The 18525-nt window shown below is 71.2% G+C and carries 19 protein-coding genes; 9 read left to right on the forward strand and 10 right to left on the reverse strand.

What is annotated here, in order from left to right; translation table 11 throughout:
- From KOI47_RS01920 to KOI47_RS01940, 5 genes are all read left to right on the forward strand, one after another.
- Window positions 1-834, forward strand: coding sequence for an aldo/keto reductase (locus KOI47_RS01920; protein ID WP_216213261.1), 834 nt, complete (start codon window positions 1-3; stop codon window positions 832-834).
- A 63-nt stretch (window positions 835-897) separates the two neighbouring features.
- Entirely contained in the window at window positions 898-1377 is a 480-nt protein-coding gene (locus KOI47_RS01925; protein ID WP_216213264.1) for a hypothetical protein, read from the forward strand.
- A gap of 72 nt (window positions 1378-1449) precedes the next feature.
- Complete coding sequence (locus tag KOI47_RS01930; RefSeq protein ID WP_216213267.1) at window positions 1450-4419, forward strand: ATP-binding protein; 2970 nt, start codon at window positions 1450-1452, stop codon at window positions 4417-4419.
- Between the two features lie 116 nt (window positions 4420-4535).
- Window positions 4536-5504 (forward strand): C40 family peptidase, encoded by a 969-nt coding sequence (locus KOI47_RS01935; protein ID WP_232376486.1) that lies wholly within the window; start codon window positions 4536-4538, stop codon window positions 5502-5504.
- A 33-nt stretch (window positions 5505-5537) separates the two neighbouring features.
- On the forward strand, window positions 5538-6674 hold the full coding sequence (locus tag KOI47_RS01940) for a peptidoglycan-binding protein (protein ID WP_216213275.1): 1137 nt from the start codon (window positions 5538-5540) through the stop codon (window positions 6672-6674).
- A gap of 91 nt (window positions 6675-6765) precedes the next feature.
- On the opposite strand, the gene KOI47_RS01945 is transcribed toward KOI47_RS01940, so the two are convergent.
- From KOI47_RS01945 to KOI47_RS01955, 3 genes are all read right to left on the reverse strand, one after another.
- Entirely contained in the window at window positions 6766-7197 is a 432-nt protein-coding gene (locus KOI47_RS01945) for an OsmC family protein (RefSeq protein WP_216213279.1), read from the reverse strand.
- Window positions 7198-7233: 36 nt separating this feature from the next.
- Entirely contained in the window at window positions 7234-7686 is a 453-nt protein-coding gene (locus KOI47_RS01950) for a MarR family winged helix-turn-helix transcriptional regulator (RefSeq protein ID WP_216213280.1), read from the reverse strand.
- Between the two features lie 68 nt (window positions 7687-7754).
- A complete protein-coding gene (locus tag KOI47_RS01955; RefSeq protein WP_216213283.1) occupies window positions 7755-8447 on the reverse strand; it encodes a TetR/AcrR family transcriptional regulator in 693 nt (230 codons plus the stop codon).
- Window positions 8448-8575: 128 nt separating this feature from the next.
- Between KOI47_RS01955 and KOI47_RS01960 the strand changes: the two genes are divergently transcribed.
- Window positions 8576-9019: a nitroreductase family deazaflavin-dependent oxidoreductase gene (locus KOI47_RS01960; protein ID WP_216213287.1), complete on the forward strand. Its 444-nt coding sequence runs from the start codon at window positions 8576-8578 to the stop codon at window positions 9017-9019.
- A 21-nt stretch (window positions 9020-9040) separates the two neighbouring features.
- Here KOI47_RS01960 and KOI47_RS01965 read toward each other — a convergent pair whose 3' ends face one another.
- The 6 genes from KOI47_RS01965 to KOI47_RS01990 all read right to left on the reverse strand — a co-directional run bounded on the left by KOI47_RS01965 (window position 9041) and on the right by KOI47_RS01990 (window position 15834).
- A complete protein-coding gene (locus KOI47_RS01965) occupies window positions 9041-10258 on the reverse strand; it encodes an acetyl-CoA C-acetyltransferase (protein WP_216213289.1) in 1218 nt (405 codons plus the stop codon).
- A gap of 52 nt (window positions 10259-10310) precedes the next feature.
- Window positions 10311-11063, reverse strand: coding sequence for a hypothetical protein (locus KOI47_RS01970; protein ID WP_216213292.1), 753 nt, complete (start codon window positions 11061-11063; stop codon window positions 10311-10313).
- On the reverse strand, window positions 11060-11653 hold the full coding sequence (locus KOI47_RS01975) for a TetR family transcriptional regulator (protein ID WP_216213294.1): 594 nt from the start codon (window positions 11651-11653) through the stop codon (window positions 11060-11062). Before KOI47_RS01975 ends, KOI47_RS01970 begins: the two co-directional genes overlap by 4 nt.
- Before the next feature lie 299 nt (window positions 11654-11952).
- Window positions 11953-13404 carry an NAD-dependent succinate-semialdehyde dehydrogenase gene (locus KOI47_RS01980; RefSeq protein WP_216213296.1) on the reverse strand — a complete coding sequence of 484 codons (1452 nt, stop codon included), beginning with the start codon at window positions 13402-13404 and terminating at the stop codon, window positions 11953-11955.
- A 9-nt stretch (window positions 13405-13413) separates the two neighbouring features.
- The gene (locus KOI47_RS01985; RefSeq protein WP_216213298.1) at window positions 13414-14379 is read right to left on the reverse strand and encodes an ATP-binding cassette domain-containing protein; all 966 of its coding nucleotides are present in this window, start codon (window positions 14377-14379) and stop codon (window positions 13414-13416) included.
- 273 nt (window positions 14380-14652) lie between these two features.
- Window positions 14653-15834 carry a winged helix DNA-binding domain-containing protein gene (locus tag KOI47_RS01990; RefSeq protein WP_216213300.1) on the reverse strand — a complete coding sequence of 394 codons (1182 nt, stop codon included), beginning with the start codon at window positions 15832-15834 and terminating at the stop codon, window positions 14653-14655.
- A 67-nt stretch (window positions 15835-15901) separates the two neighbouring features.
- On the opposite strand from KOI47_RS01990, the gene KOI47_RS01995 reads away from it, so the two are divergent.
- Window positions 15902-16942: an LLM class F420-dependent oxidoreductase gene (locus KOI47_RS01995; RefSeq protein ID WP_216217019.1), complete on the forward strand. Its 1041-nt coding sequence runs from the start codon at window positions 15902-15904 to the stop codon at window positions 16940-16942.
- 110 nt (window positions 16943-17052) lie between these two features.
- Here KOI47_RS01995 and KOI47_RS02000 read toward each other — a convergent pair whose 3' ends face one another.
- Window positions 17053-17268 (reverse strand): zinc finger protein, encoded by a 216-nt coding sequence (locus tag KOI47_RS02000; RefSeq protein ID WP_216213302.1) that lies wholly within the window; start codon window positions 17266-17268, stop codon window positions 17053-17055.
- Between the two features lie 87 nt (window positions 17269-17355).
- On the opposite strand from KOI47_RS02000, the gene KOI47_RS02005 reads away from it, so the two are divergent.
- Together KOI47_RS02005 and KOI47_RS02010 are read left to right on the forward strand one after the other, a co-directional pair.
- Window positions 17356-18219 (forward strand): helix-turn-helix domain-containing protein, encoded by an 864-nt coding sequence (locus KOI47_RS02005; protein ID WP_216213304.1) that lies wholly within the window; start codon window positions 17356-17358, stop codon window positions 18217-18219.
- Entirely contained in the window at window positions 18194-18373 is a 180-nt protein-coding gene (locus tag KOI47_RS02010) for a DUF397 domain-containing protein (protein ID WP_216213306.1), read from the forward strand. Before KOI47_RS02005 ends, KOI47_RS02010 begins: the two co-directional genes overlap by 26 nt.
- Window positions 18374-18525 lie beyond the last annotated feature (152 nt).

The raw sequence follows: 18525 nt of genomic DNA on the forward strand, positions 1-18525 counted from the left end.
ATGGCTGGTGTACCCACCGTCACGCTGAACAACGGCGTGCGCATGCCGCAACTCGGCTTCGGCGTGTTCCAGGTGCCGGAGGCCGAGACCAACGCCGCGGTCACCGCCGCGCTCCAGGCCGGCTACCGCAGCATCGACACCGCCACCGCGTACAACAACGAGGGCGCGGTCGGCCGGGCCATCGCCGAGTCCGGGCTGGCACGGGACGAGCTGTTCGTCACCACCAAGCTGTGGAACAGCGACCAGGGCTACGACGCCACGCTGCGGGCCTTCGACAACAGCCTGGAGCTGCTCGGGCTGGACTACCTCGATCTGTACCTGATCCACTGGCCGGTCCCGGAGCGGGACCGCTACGTGGAGTCCTGGCAGGCGATGGAGAAGCTGCACGCCGACGGGCGGATCCGGGCGATCGGGGTGTCCAACTTCCACCCGCAGCACCTGCGCAGGCTCGCCGAGAACAGCGATGTGGTGCCCGCGGTCAACCAGATCGAGCTGCATCCCTACCTGCAGCAGTCCGATCTGCGCGCCTACCACGCCGAGCACGGTATCCACACCGAGGCGTGGAGCCCGCTGGCCAAGGGCGGCGACCTGCTCGGCGAGCAGGCGGTGACCGAGCTGGCCGACAAGCACGGCCGCAGCCCGGCCCAGATCGTGCTGCGCTGGCACCTGCAGCTGGGCAACATCGTCATTCCCAAGTCGGTCACCCCGGAGCGCATCCGGGCCAACATCGAGGTCTTCGACTTCGAACTGGCGCAGGCCGACCTGGACGCGCTGGCCGCGCTGGACCGCGGCGAACGCACCGGGCCGGACCCGGAAACCTTCAACGTGGCATGAGGGATTGAGCCGGGCCGTGATCGGGTAAGGCCTCGACTGCGGACGCAGGAAAGAGGTGCGGCAATGACCGAAGGCAAGGACGCGGCGACCCCGCCGCAGGACACCGGCCCGCCGGACGAGGCCGAGTCGGATCCGGCCGCCCTGAACAGCATCGAGGACCTTGACGAGGACCGGCTGCGGGTGGACCCGCTGGAGGCCGGGGTGGAACCGCCGGAGCGGCCTGCCGCGGTGGACCGGTACGGCATGACCCCCTTCGAGGAGCACCAGGGCGAGGACCTGGAGCAGCGGCTGGCCCAGGAACAGCCGGACACCCCGGTACCGGGGGTGCGGGAACGCCCGGTGGAGGCCACCCCGGCGACCGGGCTGGACGAGACCCTCGAGCAGGAGACCATGGACACCGAGCAGGTCGCCCCGGCGGAACCCGGCAGCGAGGACCGCGAGATCCACACCCCCGCCGAGCGCGGCGGGCAGCACGCCGATGAGGCGGGCGGTTCCGTTGCCGACGCGCTGCGCACCCCGCGGCGCCCGGCAGCTGACGAATAGCCGTCCGCCGGGTGTCCAGCGGGACAACGACTGGCCGCGATCACTTGCTTTCCCGCCGTACACCCTCGATGCTTGCTGCACGCAGCGAAACGTGAGATCACGGCGGTGTACGTGCGGTACGGCATCCTCGGTTCCACACTCGTCTCTGGGGCCCCGGTCGGACCTAGGCAGGTCCGGACCGTTCTTGCTGTCCTGCTCAGCCAGGCCAACCAGCCGGTGAGCACCGAGGTACTGGCCGGTGAGCTGTGGCCGGGCGCGGCGCCCGGTTCGAGCGACGCGGTGCTGCAGGGCCGGGTGTCCACCCTGCGCAAGCTGCTCTGCCCGGACCTGCCCGCCCGCTCGCCCCGGCAGCTCATCCGCACCCGGCAGGGCAGCTACACGCTGATCCTGGACGAGGGGGAGCTGGACGCCGCCGAGTTCGGCAGGCTGGTGCAGGCCGGGCAGCGGGCCGCGGCCCAGGGCGACCTGGCCGAGGCGGCCCGCAACCTGCGGGAGGGCCTGCGGCTGTGGCGGGGACCCGCGCTGCAGGACACCGGCCGCGGTCCGGTGCTCACCGCCTATGCCGGGGTGCTGGAGCAGCAGAAACTGGCGGCGCTGGAGCGGCGGTTCGAGGTCGATATCGCGCTGGGCCAGCTCAGCGAGGCGATCGGCGGCCTGACCGAGCAGCTCAGCCAGGACCCGACCCAGGAGAACTTCGCCGCGCTGCTGATCGAGGCGCTGGTCGCCGCCGGAAGGGGCGCGGCCGCGCGGGAGGTGTTCGACAACACCAGGGCCGCGCTGGAGCGGGTCGGCCTCGCCCCGGGCCCCCGGCTCTACCAGGCCCGCGAGCAGCTGCAACCGGAGCAACCCGCGCCGGTCCTCGCCCGGCCCGCCACCTGCCCGGCCGAGGTCCCCGCGCAACTGCCCGACTTCACCGGCCGGGGCGAGCTGCTGGAACAGATCCGGGCCGCGCTCACCGGCCGCGGTCCGCGGCTGGTGGTGCTCAGCGGGCCGGGTGGGGTTGGCAAGAGCACCCTGGCGGTGCGCTCGGCGCACCTGCTGCGCCGGGAGTTTCCCGGCGGCCAGGTGGTCGCCGACCTCACCAGCGAACCTGGCCAGCCCAGCGAGGTACTGCGCCGGTTCCTGCTGTCCATCGGGGTCGCCGAGGACGCCATCCCGCACGGCTTCGTGGAGCGCCAGCAGCTGTGGCGCAGTCGTACCGCGGACGCGCGGGTGCTGGTGCTGCTGGACGACGCCCGCGACGAGGCGCAGGTGCGCGCCCTGCTGCCGGCCGGAGCCGACTGCGGCGTGCTGGTGACCTCCCGCCGCCGGATGCTCGGCCTCGCCGGCGCGAAGACCATCGCGGTGGAGGCCTTCGACCAGGACGAGTCCTGGGAGTTGCTGGCCGGGATCGTCGGTGCGCAGCGGATCGCCGCGGAGCCGGGTCCGGCGCGCAGGCTGGTCGAGCTGTGCGCGGGGCTCCCGCTCGCGGTGCGGATCGTCGGCGCCAAGCTGGCCGCTCGCCCGCACGAGACGGTGGAGGAGCTGGCGGTGCGGATCGGCGCCGGGCGCGGCAGGCTGGCCGAGCTGCGGGCAGGCGACCTTGATGTCCGGGCCACCATCGAGGTGAGTTACGCCGAGTGCACCGAGGGCACCCGCAGGGCCCTGCGCCTGCTCGGCGCGGTCCGCCTGCCCGCGGTGTCCCGCTCCGCGCTCGCCTGCCTGCTGGACGCGCCGGAGGAGACCGGGGCCGATGTGGCGGAGGCGCTGGTCGAGGCCCAGCTGTTGCAGGTACGCGGCCGGGACGAGCTGGGGCAGCTGCGTTACCAGCTGCATGATCTGATCGCCGAGTTCGCCGCGGAGAAGGCGCGGGAGGAGGAACCGGCCGGCGTACTGGGCGCCGCACTGGAGCGGATGCTGGACTGCTATCTCGCCGCGGGCGGGCGCGACGGCGGGCGGCACAACGCCGCGAGCTGGTGCGCCGCCGAGGCGGACAACGTGTTCGCGGTGACCCGCGCCGCCCTCGAGCGCGGCTGGTGGGAGCGGGGGTGGCGGCTGGCGGACTCCTTCGCCGAGGTCGCCAAGGTACGGCCGGGTTCGGCCTCGGCGCGCAACGTGACGGTGCTCGCGCTGCGGGCCGCCCGGCGCTGCGGCGACCTGCGGGCCGAGGCGATCAGCCTGCGCAGGCTGGGCGAGCTGCAGTGGCAGCAGGTCAAGGTGGCCAGCGCGGTGCGCTACCTCGGCGCGGCCGCGCAGCGGTTCCGTGGCCTCGACGACGGGGCCGAGCTGGCCCGCACGCTGGTCGTCGAGGCCGATGTGCTGGCCGAGACGGGCAGGGTGGAGCAGGCGCGGGACCGGTTGAACACCGCGCTGGAGGCCGCCAAGCAGGCTGATGACCAGCGGGTCCACGCCGCCGCGCTGGACCAGCTCGGCGGCCTGTACTCCGATGCGGGTGATTTCGCCGAGGCCCAGCGCTGCTTCGTCGAGGCACTGCAGCTGGCACGGGAGGCGGGCGACCTGCGCGGGATCGTGGCGATCCGCAAACGTCTGGCGGACGTGCTGCGCCGGGCCGGGCACCTCGACCAGGCCGCCGAGCTGCTGACCGAGGCGCTGGCCGGGGCGCGGGAGACCGGGGACGCGCACTGGGAGGCGCACGTGCTGCGCAGCCTCGGCGAGGTGCAGCGCTACTTCGGCGACACCGGCCCTGCCCGCAGCAGCCTGGCGCGCTCGCTGGAGCTGTTCACCCAGCACGGCCACCGGCATGCCGCCGCGTACTCCCTGCGCAGCCTGGCCGACCTGCAGGCACAGGTGCGCGAGTACGAGCAGGCCGGGGAGTCGCTCGAGCGCTGCCGCACGATCTTCGAGACGCTCGGCGACCGGCGGGGCCAGGCCTACACCCTGCGCAGCCTTGGTGGGTTGTGTGTGCGCACCGGACGCTGGGTGCAGGCCGAGCGCTCGCTGCGTGCCGCGCTGACGATCTTCGACGACCTCTCGATGCGCTGGTTCAGCCAGGACGCCGCGCGTGCCCTCACCCAGACCAGGAACTGGTCCAGCGCGAGCTGACCCAACATTTCGCCAAAATGGCCCAGCCGGGGGCGTTGGCGGTAATTAATTTCCCTGCTCGTCGGCGACATGGTCGATTTCTTGCGGTACTGATATTGGCCATGAGAGCGAGCCGAATGCGAAGCGCGGGGGTCCTCGCGATTCTCGCCTGCCTGCTGTTCGTGGGTAATCCGGTGGCCGCACAGGCCGCCGATCATCCGAGTTCGGACCTGGAACTCACCAGGGACGACATCCTGGAACGTGGCAAGAGCTGGATCGACGAACGAGTTCCCTACAGCCAGAGCAGCTGGCACACCAACCGGTTCGGCACCTACCGGCAGGACTGCTCCGGCTACGTGTCGATGGCCTGGGGCCTGCACCAGGTCCGCTGGACCGGCAACATCATGGAGGTCGCCCACCGGATCGACAAGCAGGACCTGCTGCCAGGCGACGCGTTGTGGCTGCACGGCAGCAGCACCCAGCACATGGCGCTCTTCGTGCGCTGGGCCGACTCCGCCAGGACCAGGGCGGTGGTCTGGGAGGAGTACCGCACCGGCACGGTGGCCTCGGAGCGCACCTGGTCGGCGAGCCGCACCTCCCGGTTCAACGCCATCCGCTACGACAACGTGCTCGAGGGCGACGCCAAGACCTGCGCCACCGTCCAGCTCAGCTACACCGAGTACCCCGCGCTGGCCGCCGGCGCGAGCGGTGACCTGGTGCGGGCGGCGCAGTGCCTGCTGATCAAGGCCGGCTACAACACCGGGGAGGACGGGCCGAGCGGCACCTTCGACGCCAGCACCGCCGATGCGGCCCGGCAGTTCCGCGCCTCGGTCGGCCTGCCCGCCGCGGGCGAGGTGGACGCGCACACCTGGACCGCCCTGCTGTCGGCCGGCTCCACCCCGATGCTGCAGAACGGTTCCTCGGGTAGCGCGGTGCTGCGCGTGCAGCGTGCGCTCAACGCCGCGCAGTCGGCCGGGCTGGCCGTGGACGGCCAGTACGGACCGAAGACCGTCGCCGCGGTGCGCGACTACCAGTCCGCCAAGGGACTCGGCGTGGACGGGATCGTCGGGCCGAACACCTGGAAGGCGTTGCAGGCCGGCCGCTGAGCGGCCTGCCGTATGTCGAGAAAGGAGTGTGTGATGCGCAGGATCCTGGCAGGTCTGGCCACCGGTGTGCTGGTGGCAGGGGCCGCCGTGGTGGGGGCCGCCCCGGCCGCGAACGCCGCCGACCCACCGAGCGGCGACGAGCTGAGCGCGGTGGTGCAGCAGTGCAACCAGCAGGTATCCAACGGGCGGCTCGCCGAGCGCAGTGGCCAGGCGCGCACCGTCCCGGTCTGTGCCACCGGAAACGCGGTGCACTGGCGCTCCGGCATGACCATCGACTGCGATGGCCAGCGAACGGCGAAATGCAACAGCTCCACCGACCCGACCTACTGGCACCAGACCGCGTGGGCCCAGTCGGACGGCAAGTACCTGAACGCGGAGAAGCTGCCGTATGTCGTGGTGCCCATCTCCACCTCCACCTGGGACCACTACGACTCCGGGATCACCGGCGGCACCGTGGTCGCCGTGGTGTACGAGGGCAGGGTGGTCTACGGCGTGGTGGGTGACCGTGGCCCGAAGGACGCGATCGGGGAGGCCTCCTACGCGCTGGCCGACGCGCTCGGCATCAACCCGGACCCGCGCACCGGCGGGGTTTCCGGCAAGGTCGTGGACTACATCGCCTTCCCGGGGGTGGAGGCGAGCCCGATCGAGGACCACGCCGACGCGGTGCGCAAGGGGCGGCAGGCCGCAGCCGACCTGGTCGCGGGCCGGGAGGGCTGCGTGCGCACCGAGCTGGACTTCACCAGCTACCCGGCGCTGGAGGCCGGGGCGAGCGGGGACAGGGTGACGGCGGCACAGTGCCTGCTGCGCGCGGCCGGGTACGACATCGGCGATGGCGACCCGAGCGGCACCCTGGACGAGCCGACCATGGCCGCGGTGCGCAGCTTCCAGTCCGCGGTTGGCCTTCCCGCCGAGGGCACGGTGGACGCGCACACCTGGACCGCGTTGCTCTCCGCAGGTTCCACCCCGCTGCTGCGGGAAGGCGCCAAGGGCGAGGCGGTGTACCGGGTGCAGCGCGCGGTGAACGCGGCGATCGGGGCACGCCTCGCGGTGGATGGCATCTTCGGGCCGAACACCGAAGCCGGGGTGCGGGACTACCAGTCCGCCAAGGGACTCGGCGTGGACGGGATCGTCGGGCCGAACACCTGGGGGGCGCTGCAGTCAGGCAAGTAACCGGATCCCGGTAAGCAGACCATTGTGTGCGCGGGAATCGGGCAGGGAACTCCCCCTCGCTGCCCGATTCCCGCATTTTTTGGTCCTTAGTTCAGGCCAGCGCGGCGTCCAGGGTGATCGTGGTGCCGGACAGTGCCTTGCTGACCGGGCAGCCGTCCTTGGCGATCCGGGCCAGCTCGGCGAACCGGTCGGCGTCGATGCCGTCGATCTCGGCCCGCAGGGTCAGCGCGATACCGCTGATCTTGAAGCCCTCGCCGTCCGGGCCGAGGGTGACCTCCGCGCTCACGTCGATCGAGCGGGCGGTGAGGTTCTCCTTGCCGAGTACCCCGGACAGGTTCATCGCGAAGCAGGACGAATGCGCGGCGGCGATCAGTTCCTCGGGGCTGGTCTGCCCCTCCGGATCGCCCGCGCGGGTCGGGAAGGACACCGGGAACTGGCCCGCGTTGGACGAGTCCAGGGTGACCTGCCCCGTGCCGGACTGTAGTCCGCCTTCCCAGTGAGTGGTGGCATCGCGGCTGGGCATGGCATATCTCCTTCTGGGTAGGAATTCCGGGCGCGGTCAGCACCCGGAGCTGGTGGCGCGGACCGTGGCGGCGAGGTCCCGCAGCCTGCGAATGAGGTCGCGGCGGTTCTCCTCGTCCAGGCCCATCGCGCAGCCGATCTCCCGCGGGATGCGCTCGGCCCGGTTCCGCAGCTCGGCCCCCGCGGGGGTGAGCCGGACCGTGACGCTGCGCTCGTCCGCCGCCTGCCTGCTGCGGGTCAGCAGGCCCCGCGCCTCGAGCCGTTTCAGCAGCGGGGACACCGTGCCGTAGTCCAGCTGTAGCTCGGCGCCGACCTCCTTCACCGGCCGGGCATCGCGTTCCCACAGCACCAGCAACACCAGGTACTGGGGGTAGGTCAGGTCCAGCTCGGCGAGCAACGGCCGGTACAGGTCGGTGACCGCCCGGGACGCCGCGTAGAGCGCGAAACAGGCCTGCTCCTCCAGCAACAGGGCGCGGTCGGTGTTCGGCATGCCATAAACATAGCGCGCGATTACATCGTGCGCAATGTAAATGCCTGCCGGATTGCCTGCCGGATTGCCTACTGGATGCCGATGAACTCGATCATCTGCTCCACCGCGTGCGCGAAGAACTCGCTGCTCGGGTCGACGCTGCCGACCAGCTGCCCGAACAACTCGAAGCTGAGCATGCCGAACAGCTGGGTCCAGGCGATCAGCACCCTGGTCAGCACCCGGCTGGGCAGTTCAGGGGCGAGCTGGGCCGCCAGCCGGGTGGTCTGGATGTCCAGCGTGGCGGAGAGGGACGGCCCGGTGAAGGCCGGCCGGATCCCGGTGGTGCCCCAGGCCAGCCGGACCACCCCGACCAGGGCGAGCGGAACCCGGGATGCGGGCGGCACGGTGTCCTGCGGGGCCTGGTAGCCGGGGACCGGCGAGCCGTAGATCAGCGCGTACTCGTGTGGGCGCGCCCTGGCCCACCTACGTGCGGCATGGCAGCACATCCGCCACTGCTCGATGGGCACCACCTCCCGCGCGGCCGCCTCCTCGACGGCCGCGCCGATGGCGTCGTATGCGTCGATGATCAGGGCGGTCAGCAGGTGGTCGCGGCTGGGGAAGTACCGGTAGAGGGCCGAGGACACCATCCCCAGCTGCCGGGAGACGGCGCGCAGGGACAGTCCGTCCGCGCCGACCTCGGCAAGCTGCCTGCGAGCCTCGTCCTTGATTTCCCTGGTCAGCTCTGCGCGGGCCCGTTCGCGTGCGGTTCGGCTGGTCGTCACCCTTGGCAGTCTGCCAGTTTCGAGATCACCGGACAAATTCGAGAGCGCTGCTCTTGACTGTAGCTGCCGCTCTCGTGTTCACTGCTCTTAGTTGAGAGCGCTGCTCTCGGGATCGAAGGGAGATCGCCATGAGCACCACCGCCCGTTACCTGGAGCCCGGCCGGGCCTCCGGGGTGATGAACGCCGCCGTCACCGGCCTGACGAAGCTCGGGATCAGCCTGTGGGGGAGCCGGATCCTGGCCGTGCGCGGGCGGGTCAGTGGTGAGTGGCGCACCGTCCCGGTGAACCTGCTGAGCCACCAGGGTGAGCGCTACCTGGTGGCGCCACGCGGGCAGACCCAGTGGGTGCGCAACCTGCGCGTGGCCGGGGGTGGTGAGCTGCGGGTCGGCAGGCGGGTCGAGGCGTTCACCGCGACCGAGGTCGCCGATGCGGACAAGCCCGCGCTGCTGCGTTCCTACCTGCGCCGCTGGAAGTTCGAGGTGGGCGCCTTCTTCGACGGGGTGGACCAGCATGCCCCCGAGGCCGAGCTACGCGAGATCGCCCCCGGCTACCCCGTCTTCCGCCTGCTGTGAGTGGCCCAGGGTGAGGTGGGGTTACGGGGTGCGTTCAAAGATGGCGGCGAGGCCCTGACCACCGCCGATGCACATGGTTTCCAGGCCGTAGCGGGCCTGGCGCCGGTCGAGTTCGCGCAGCAGGGTGGTCAGGATGCGCACACCGGTTGCCCCGACCGGATGGCCGAGTGAGATACCGGAGCCGTTGACGTTCGTCCGGTCCCAGTCCGCCTCGCCGAACTTCCACTCCGCGGTGCAGGCCAGCACCTGCGCGGCGAAGGCCTCGTTCAGCTCGATCAGGTCCAGCTCGCCGAGGGTGAGCCCGGCGCGGGCCAGTGCCCGCTCGGTGGCGGGCACCGGGCCGATGCCCATGGTGCGCGGGGGCACCCCGGCCACCGCCCAGCTCACCAGCCGGGCGAGCGGGCGCAGGCCCAGCTCGGCCGCCCGTTCCGGGGTGGTGACCAGGCAGGCCGCGGCGCCGTCGTTCTGCCCGCTGGCATTGCCCGCGGTCACCGTGGCCTCGGGGTCCTGCTTACCGAGCACCGGGCGCAGCTTCGCCAGCGACTCCATACCGCTGTCCGCCCTCGGGTGCTCGTCCCGCTCCACGGTGGGTCCCGGCTCCCCGCGCTTGCCCGGCGTCGGCACCGGCACGATCTCCTCGGCGAACCGGCCGTCCTCGATCGCCGCCACCGCGCGCTGGTGCGAGCGCACCGCCAGCTCGTCCTGCGCGGTGCGGGAGATCCGGTACTCCCGCCGCAGGTTCTCGGCGGTCTCCAGCATTCCGCCCTCGACCGGGTGGTGCACCCCGCCCGCGGTGACCCTGGCCCGCGCCAGCCGGTCCTTCAGCTCGACGCCGGGGCCGCGCACGCCCCAGCGCATGGCGTCGGAGTAGAACTCGACCTGGCTCATGCTCTCCGCGCCCCCGGCGATCACCACGTCGGCGGCACCGGTCTGCACCCGCATCGCGGCGTCCAGCACGGCCTGCAGGCCGGAACCGCAGCGGCGGTCCACCTGCAGCCCGGCGACCTGCACCGGCATGCCCGCGTCCAGCGCGGCCACCCTGCCGATGGCGGGCGCCTCCCCGTTCGGATAACACTGCCCGAACAGCACGTCCTCCACCGTGCCGGGCTTCACCCCGGTGCGCCTGAGCAACTCGCGCAGCACCGTGGTGGCCAGTTCGGTCGCCGGAACGTCCCGGAAGACCCCGCCGAATCGACCGACCGGCGTCCTGACCGGCTCGCAGACCACAGCTGTACGCATGCCGAACCTCCATTCGCAAACCGCACGCGGCTCACCGGCCACACTAGCGGGATCAGCGAACGGCGTCCCGATGGGCGAGCTCACGGATGGAGTCCCAGGCGCTCACCACGGCCTTGGTGAACCGGACGTACTCGTGCGCGTTGCCGGTCGCGTAGAACTGACTGGTCATGGTGCGCGCGATGAAGTCATTACGCGGCGCGCCCGCCAGCTCGGCCCAGGCCAGTTCGCTGCCGGTGACGGTGAACGTCGGGCCGGCCGGCGTGGACCTGCCCACCTCCACGATGCGTCCTTTGTAGACCCGGATATGCGCCTCCTCGTCACCGCAGCGGAACCCGATGGTGCCGTCCATCGGCCGGGTGGCGGAGACGAAGTCCTCGTTGTGTTCCAGGTTGTCGCACAGCAGCTCGGCCCAGGCGACCGAACCGAAGTCGGTGCGGATGTGCCGCTCGTCCGGGGTGGCCTGCCTGGTGGGCATGGTGAAACTGCCGGTGCCCTCGCCGAGCATGGTGTCGTCCTGGCCGGTGAGCACCAGATGCCGGTGCAGCAGGCCCCAGCCGTCGCCGCCCGCCCGGCACCGGGTCACCGTTGCGGTCAGCCGGGCACGGTCACCCCGGCGCACCGGGGCGTGGAAGTTCCACCGCAGGTCGTTCAGCACGCCATGGTCGGACAACAGCAGCGCCACCGTGCCCAGTGCGGCCACAGTGGACGGTTGGGAGGTGCTGATCGTGGTGCTACCGATCTCGCCATGCTGACCCACCCGGAAGTCTTCCAGGTAGTGGCTCCAGATCTGCGTGGCCTCGCTCATCTCGCCTCCAGCAACGCGAGGGCATACCGGGCGTAACGGCGCTCCAGCTCCGCAGCCGGTGGCGGCCCTTCCCCGGCGCAGCAGGCCGACACCCCGACGCACATGGCCAGGATGGCGCGGCTGGCCTGGTCCGGGTAGGGGGTGTGGAACACGCCTTCGGCCACTCCCTCGGCCACCAGGTCGGCGAACAGCCGCCGATGCTGGTCCTGGGCCTGCGTGACCCGCAGGCAGGCTTCCGCTTCCAGGTACCGGTACTCGCTGTGCACGATGCGGCTCTCGGCCTGGCGTTCGAGGTCGAACCGGAGGTAGGCGCCCACCGCTGCGCGCAGCCGGTCGGTCACCGAGCCGCCCGCGGCCTCGATCGCCGCGCGGGTGCCGGCAAGCTGGTCGTCGCTCGCCCTGCGCAGCAGGGTGACCAGCAGGTCGGACTTGGAATCGACATAGTTGTAGACATTGGCGAGGGTGACCTCGGCGAGGCCCGCGATCTGGCGCATGGTGGCTCCGTGGAAACCGCGAGTGGCGAAGGCGTCGAGCGCGGCGCGGAGAATGGCCTGCTCGACCACCGAACGCCTGGACGAACGCTCGTTCACCGGGGCCAACCTAGGCCAGGTCGATTGAATTATCAATGAGAGATCGGGCGAGCGAACTGGGCTGGCCGGCCTACCTTCGCTTGCCCCACATGCCGGTGAGACAGTCATGGTGACCTTCAGGGGCCGTCGGAGACGGGGACCGCGAAGATCGCGGAAGCGGCCCGGTCCGGCCGTATCCGCCTGGGCTCCCGCGCGCTCACACCCGCCCCCTCGCTTCGGTTCCCGGTACTGTGAGACGCGACACGTCGGAATGTCAACCCTGGGTGGGTAAAAATGCCGTCACTTCCGGCCGGGTGGATTCAGGAGAGGGCAACGGCCAGGTACCTGGTGTCCAGGTACTCCTCGATGCCCTCGGCTCCGCCTTCCCGGCCGAAGCCGGATGCCTTGACCCCGCCGAACGGTGCCGCCGGATTGGAAACCAGGCCGGTGTTCAGGCCGACCATCCCGGTGCGCAGCCCCTCGCCGAGGCGCACCGCGCGTTCCAGGTCCCGGGTGTAGAGGTAGGCGACCAGACCGAACTCGGTGTCGTTGGCCTGACGTAGCGCGTCCTCTTCGTCACGGAAGGTGGTCACCGGTGCTACCGGGCCGAACACCTCCTCGCGCAGGATCCGTGCCTGCGGCGGCACATCGGCGAGCACGGTCGGCGGGTAGAAGAACCCGGTGCCCTCGATGGTGCTGCCGCCGGTGGTCGCCCGCGCGCCCCGGTCGGTCGCATCCGCCACGAGCTCGACCACCTTGTCCCGCTGCTCGATGCTGACCAGCGGGCCGACCGAGACGCCATCCTCCAGCCCGTGCCCGACCCGCAGCGAGCCGAGCTCCTCGGTGAGCCTGCGGGTGAACTCCTCGGCCACCGGCTCGGCGACGTGGAAGCGGTTGGCCGCCACGCAGGACTCCCCGTTGTTGCGCAGTTTCGCGGTGACCGCGCCGCGCACCGCCGCGTCGAGGTCGGCGTCGGAGAACACCAGGAACGGCGCGTTGCCGCCGAGTTCCATGGACATGCGTTGCAGGTTGGGCGCGCACTGGCGGACCAGCTCGCGGCCCACCTCGGTGGAGCCGGTGAAGGACAGCTTGCGCACTCGCTCGTCACCCAGCACCGGCTCCACCACCCGGCTCGCCGAGGTGCTCGGCAGCACGTTCAGCACCCCCGGCGGCAGTCCGGCCTCCGCCAGCAGCGAGGTCAGGCTGAGCATGGAGATCGGGGTGAGCTGCGCCGGTTTCACGATCATCGTGCAGCCCGCCGCCACCGCCGGGCCGATCTTGCGGGTGCCCATCGCCAGCGGGAAGTTCCACGGGGTGATCAGCAGGCAGGGGCCCACCGCCTGCTTGGTGACGATGGTCCGGCCGCCGCCTGCCGGGCTGCGGGTGTACCGGCCGTCGATTCGCACCGCCTCCTCGGCGAACCAGCGGAAGAACTCGGCCGCGTAAGCCACCTCGGCCCTGGACTCGGTCAGGCTCTTGCCCATTTCCATGGTCATCACGGCGGCAAGGTCCTCGGCGCGTTCGGTCATCAGTTCCCAGGCCCGGCGCAGGATCTCGCCGCGCTGCCTTGGCGGGGTCCGTGCCCAGTCCGGCTGCGCGCGGACCGCGGCCTCGACGGCCCGCTGCGCGTCGGCGGACTGGCCGTCGGCGACATCGCACAGCCGTTGCTCGCTACCGGGGTCGTCCACCCCGAAGCTCGGGCCGTCGGTGGCGTCGACGAACCGGCCGTCCAGGTAGAGCTGCTTGGGTGCCTGCTCGATCAGTGCGTTCATGCCGGCCGGTTACCCAGCGGCGCGGCTGGGCATACGGGTCAGTGCGAGGAAAACGTCGGCCAGTCCCGGCTGGCCGAGGGAGAAGGACGGTGTCTCGATCCCCGCCTCGGACAACCTGGCCAGCGCCGGGCCGACGCAGGCCTCCTCGGTGACCAGTGCGCAGAGGCTGGTCGGGTCGGCGCCGGGCCGGACCTCGGTGCCGAGCGCCGTGGCCAGCAGTTCCCGCGCGTGCGCCCGCTGGGCGGCGTCCCACAGCCGGACGTGCAGCACCCCACCATCGACAGCGGACTTCAGCTCGTCGCCGGTGCCCTCGGCGATGACCCGGCCGTGGTCGAACACCGCCATCCGGTCGGCGAGCTGGTCGGCCTCGTCCAGGGACCGGGTGGTGAGCAGTACGGTCGTGCCGCCCGCGACCAGCGCGCGCACCAGGGCCCAGACCTGGTCGCGGCCGCGCGGGTCGAGGCCGGTGGTCGGTTCGTCAAGGCACAGCACGTCCGGGGTGGTCACCAGCCCGGCCGCGATGTCCAGCCTGCGGCGCATACCGCCGGAGTAGGTGCCGACCCTGTGGTCGGCGGCTTCGGTGAGGAGCAGGACTTCCAGCAGCAGGTCCGCGCGGCGCTGGGCGGAATCCGGGGACCGGCCGTGCGACCTGCCGAGCAGGAGCAGGTTCTCCCTGCCGGTGCGCTCCTCGTCCACCGAGCCGAACTGCCCGGTCAGCCCGATCCGGCCGCGGACGGCCTCCGGTTCGGCCACGACGTCGTGCCCGAACACCCGCGCCGTTCCGCCGTCCGGCCGCAGCAGGGTGGTGAGCATCCGGACGGTGGTGGTCTTCCCCGCTCCGCCCGGCCCCAGGAGCACGTAGACGATTCCCTGCGGTACGGCCAGGTTCACCCCGTCCACGGCTAGGGTGCTGCCGAAGCTCTTGCGTAGTCCGGATGCCTCGATGGCGTATCGCGGGCGTGCGGTACCGCTCAACACTTCTCCTCGAATCTGCGCGCGACCGGTTCGCCCGCCGGTGCAGCACGGCAGGCGAAACTGAACTGGATGGATGGGCAGGATGATTTCCGCGAGGAAAAACACTACCCCTAAATCGCAGGATAGCCAAATATGCGAATCGTCGTTCGCGTTTATCGTCGAATGGTGCGAGTGGACGGTCGGTGCCTGTTCCTGAACTCGCGTCACGGGCTGTCGCCGCGCGAGTTCTTCCACCCGCCTTGAGCGGCAAAAGTCCAGTTCAGGAACAGGCCCTCAGAACGTCACGTCGACCCGGCGTGCGCCGCGAAAAGGCGCCAGTGAACCGGCCTCCCGCTCGATGGCGGCGCGCATCGGTTCCACGGTTTCGGTGGCCGCCTCGACTCGCAGGGTGAGCGTGCTGCCCTGTTTGCGCGGGCGCCACACCCCGGCGACCTCGCCGTCCACGAGTAGCACGCCGGGATTTCCGCTGGTGCGCCAGATTTGGTTGCGTAACGCGGGATCGGCGACCAGGCAGGCACGATCCCTTGTGGCGAGTAACGGATCGTGCGCCGGCAGCAGCAGGACGCCACGGGTGGCAGGTGGCTCGCGCAGCAGTGCCAGGTCCGCCCGCCGGATCCAGCGGTCCTGGCCCGCGTAGTGCACCTCGGTCAGTTCGTCGGTGAGTACCTCGAAGGACCGCCGGGCGTACTCCGGGGACACCCCGGCCCAGCTCGCGAACTCGGTGGCGTTGGAAGGCCCGTGGCAGCGCAGGTACCGGCGGAGAAGTTCGGCGCGGGCCGCGGCCGGGCTCATCCGCGGCAACTCCGTGCCCAGCCATTGCGCCGGCAGCGCGAACCGGGCGGCGCCGCGGCCGGGGGAGTGGATGACCAGCTCGCCGTGCAGCCCGACGACGTAGAGGGCGAAGCGGACCAGGCTCTGCCCGTAGGTGTTGCGACCGAGTCCGTCCGGCTCCCGCCACGCCGGGCGCAGCCGTGCGGGAAGTTTCTCCGCGATGACCTCGGCCAGCGCGATCCCGAGCTCGTCCTTGGTCAGCATCCGGTCGTCCAGCACGGCGGGCAGCGCCTCGCGGGTGAGCCGCACGGCTTCGCCCACGGTGAGCCCGAAGCGCTCCAGGTGATCGCTCGCGCCCCGGATGAAGTGCAGGCGGGACTTCTCGTCGTCCGGGAGCACGCCGGTGGTGAACACTGCCGCGTCCGCGACCGGCACCACATGCGGTGCCCCGCGCACGCTCCACAGCTGCACCAGTGTCTTACTGGTGTCCAGCGCGTTCGTCACGTCCTCGGGAGCGAGGCCGTCCAGCCGGGCGTGCAGGGCCTGCGCCGCCGAGCCCGGCGGGGTGTGCTGTACCCCGATCGCCCCGGCCGCGGGCAGCAGCTCTCCGGCCGGAACCCGCCGGTCGAGCCGATGCTGGGCAAGGCGGTAGCGCAGTACCTGCGGGCGCTGCACGGTCACCATGCGGTCACGATAGCGCCGTTCATGTTACGTTCTAAGCGTCCTGTAAGTGCCGTTGGTGGAGGGCCGGATGCGGATCGGTGCCCAGCTCAGTTACGCCGGTGGGTTCACCGAGGCGGTCGCGGAGGTCGCGGAACAGGAACGTGCCGGACTGGACATCGTGTTCGTGCCGGAGGCGTACTCCTACGACGCGGTCAGCCTGCTCGGCTACCTCGCGGCGAAGACCGAACGGGTCGAGCTGGCCTCCGGCATCCTGCAGATCTACACCCGCACACCCGCGCTGACCGCGATGACCGCGGCCGGGCTGGACTACGTCTCCGACGGCCGGTTCACCCTCGGTCTCGGTGCGTCCGGGCCGCAGGTGATCGAGGGCTTCCACGGGGTGCGCTACGACGCGCCGGTCGGCCGGACCAGGGAGATCGTGGAGATCTGCCGGAAGGTGTGGCGCCGGGAACGGGTGGAGTACGAGGGCAGGCACTACCGCATTCCGCTGCCCGCCGAGGAGGGCACCGGGCTCGGCAAGCCGCTGAAGCTGATCAATCACCCGGTGCGCGAACGGATCCCGATCCTGCTGGCTTCCCTTGGGCCGAAGAACGTCGCGCTGACGGCGGAACTCGCCGAGGGCTGGCAGCCGATCTTCTTCTACCCGGAGAAGGCGGGCGAGGTCTGGGGCGAGCCGCTGGCCGAGGGCAGGGCCAAACGTGCCCCCGAGCTCGGTGAGCTGGACGTGGTGGCCAGCCTGCCGTTGGCCATCGGTGAGGACGTGGAGCACCTGCTGGAGCCCTACCGGCACATGGTGGCGCTGTACGTCGGCGGCATGGGAGCGCGGGGCAGGAACTTCTACAACGACCTGGCGATCCGCTACGGCTTCGCGGACGCGGCCAAGGAGATCCAGGACCTGTACCTGGACGGTAAGAAGGCCGAGGCGGCCGCCGCCGTACCGGATGAGCTGTTGCGCGCCATTTCCCTGGTCGGCCCGCTCGGCTTCGTCAAGGAGCGGGTCGCCGCCTTCGCCGAGGCCGGGGTGACCACGCTGCTGGTGCACCCGCTGGCCGACACCGCCGCCGAGCGCGTCGACCTGATCAGCCGGCTCCGCGACATCACCGGCTGACCCCCAGCTCCCCCGCGTGTTTGCCCCCACATCCGCGTGTTTGCCGCCCACGCGCATGCGTTGGCCGTTCCCGCGCACGCATTGGCCGCCCACGCGCACGATCGCCATGCCTAGCGCCGGCTGTACTGCGGAATGTTCTCCCGCCTGCGCCATGCGGCGTCGCAGTCCCAGCAGGTCGGGTCCAGCCACACGCCGCCGAGCTCCGGGACATCCCCGACCCGCACGGTGACCTCGGCTCCGCACAGCGTGCGGAACGAGCCGCCCTCATTCGGCGCGCGCCCTTCCAGCGCGTGTCGCTTCCCCTCCGCCTGCTGCCAGCGCAACATTGCTACCTCCCGTGTTTCGTCTTGCATCGAGCGTAGCCATCCGTATGCTCAACGCAATCTTGTTGCGGCAACGAGACGGGAGGGGTTGTGCCACGCAAAGCTCCGGGGGCCAAGGCGAAGGGCCTGGGCGCGCAGTTGCGCGTGTGCCGGGAGAACGCCGGGCTGAACCTGCGGCAGGCGGCCGAAGCCGTCGACTGGGACAAGTCCACCCTGTCCCGGCTGGAGACCGGCAAGCGGAACTTCACCGTGGAGGAGGTCGCGCACCTGCTCGGCGTGTACCGGGTACGCGGCGCGCTGCGCGAGGAGCTGCTGGCGATCGCGCGAACGATCGACGAACCGGGCTGGTGGGACCAGGGCCTGCAAGGGCTGCCGAAGGAGTCCGCGATCCTGGCCGAGTACGAGTCGCAGGCGGACCGGATCACCGACTGGGCACCGCTGCTGATTCCCGGACTGTTGCAGACCATGGACTACTCCCGCGCCTGGCTGCTTTCCGTCGGCGCCGATCCGGCCACCGTCGAACTGCTGCTCACCGCCCGGCTGCGGCGGCAGCAGATCCTGCACGGCGACGTCCGGTACGTGGCCTTCGTCGGGGAGTCCGCACTGCGCACACCGGTCGGGGACGCCGCGACCTCCGCCCGGCAGCTCGCCACCCTGCGCGAGGTCGGCAAGCGCCGCAACGTCTCGATCCGGGTGGTGCCGAGCGCGGCCGGGCCACATCGAGGGCAACTCGGGTCGTTCCTGGCCATGGAGTTCGCCTCCGCCCCGCCGGTGGTGCTGGTCGAGCTGCTCCGCTCGAGCGTGTTCATGGACGAGGACAAGCAGACCGGCCCGTACCTCGCCACCGCCGCCCATCTGGCCGGTGTTGCGCTGGGTGAGACAGAATCGGCTCGTCTGATTGCGCGGATCCAGGCGAGGTGGAGCAGCCATGACGGAACGGAAGACCTGGCGTAAGTCCAGCTACAGCGGCGAGAACTCGAACTGCGTCGAGGTCGCGTTCGGCGCGACGGTCGCCGTGCGGGACACCAAGGACCGCGCGGGCGGGGTGTTGGTGTTCTCGCCGCGCGCCTGGTCCGGGGCGGTCGCGGCGTGGCGGCCCGCGCGCTGACGCGGCGAGCAAACGCCTGCGCGTGGGGAGCAAACGCGTGCGCGTGGAGGGCCAAAGCGTGCGCGTGGAGGGCAAACACGCGGATGTGGAGGGCAAACACGCCGGGGTCGAGCCCGGACCCCCCGAGGTCCGGGCTCGACTGTCCCCCAGTG

Origin of the sequence: Amycolatopsis aidingensis (assembly GCF_018885265.1) — a bacterium.
Lineage (GTDB): Bacteria > Actinomycetota > Actinomycetes > Mycobacteriales > Pseudonocardiaceae > Amycolatopsis > Amycolatopsis aidingensis.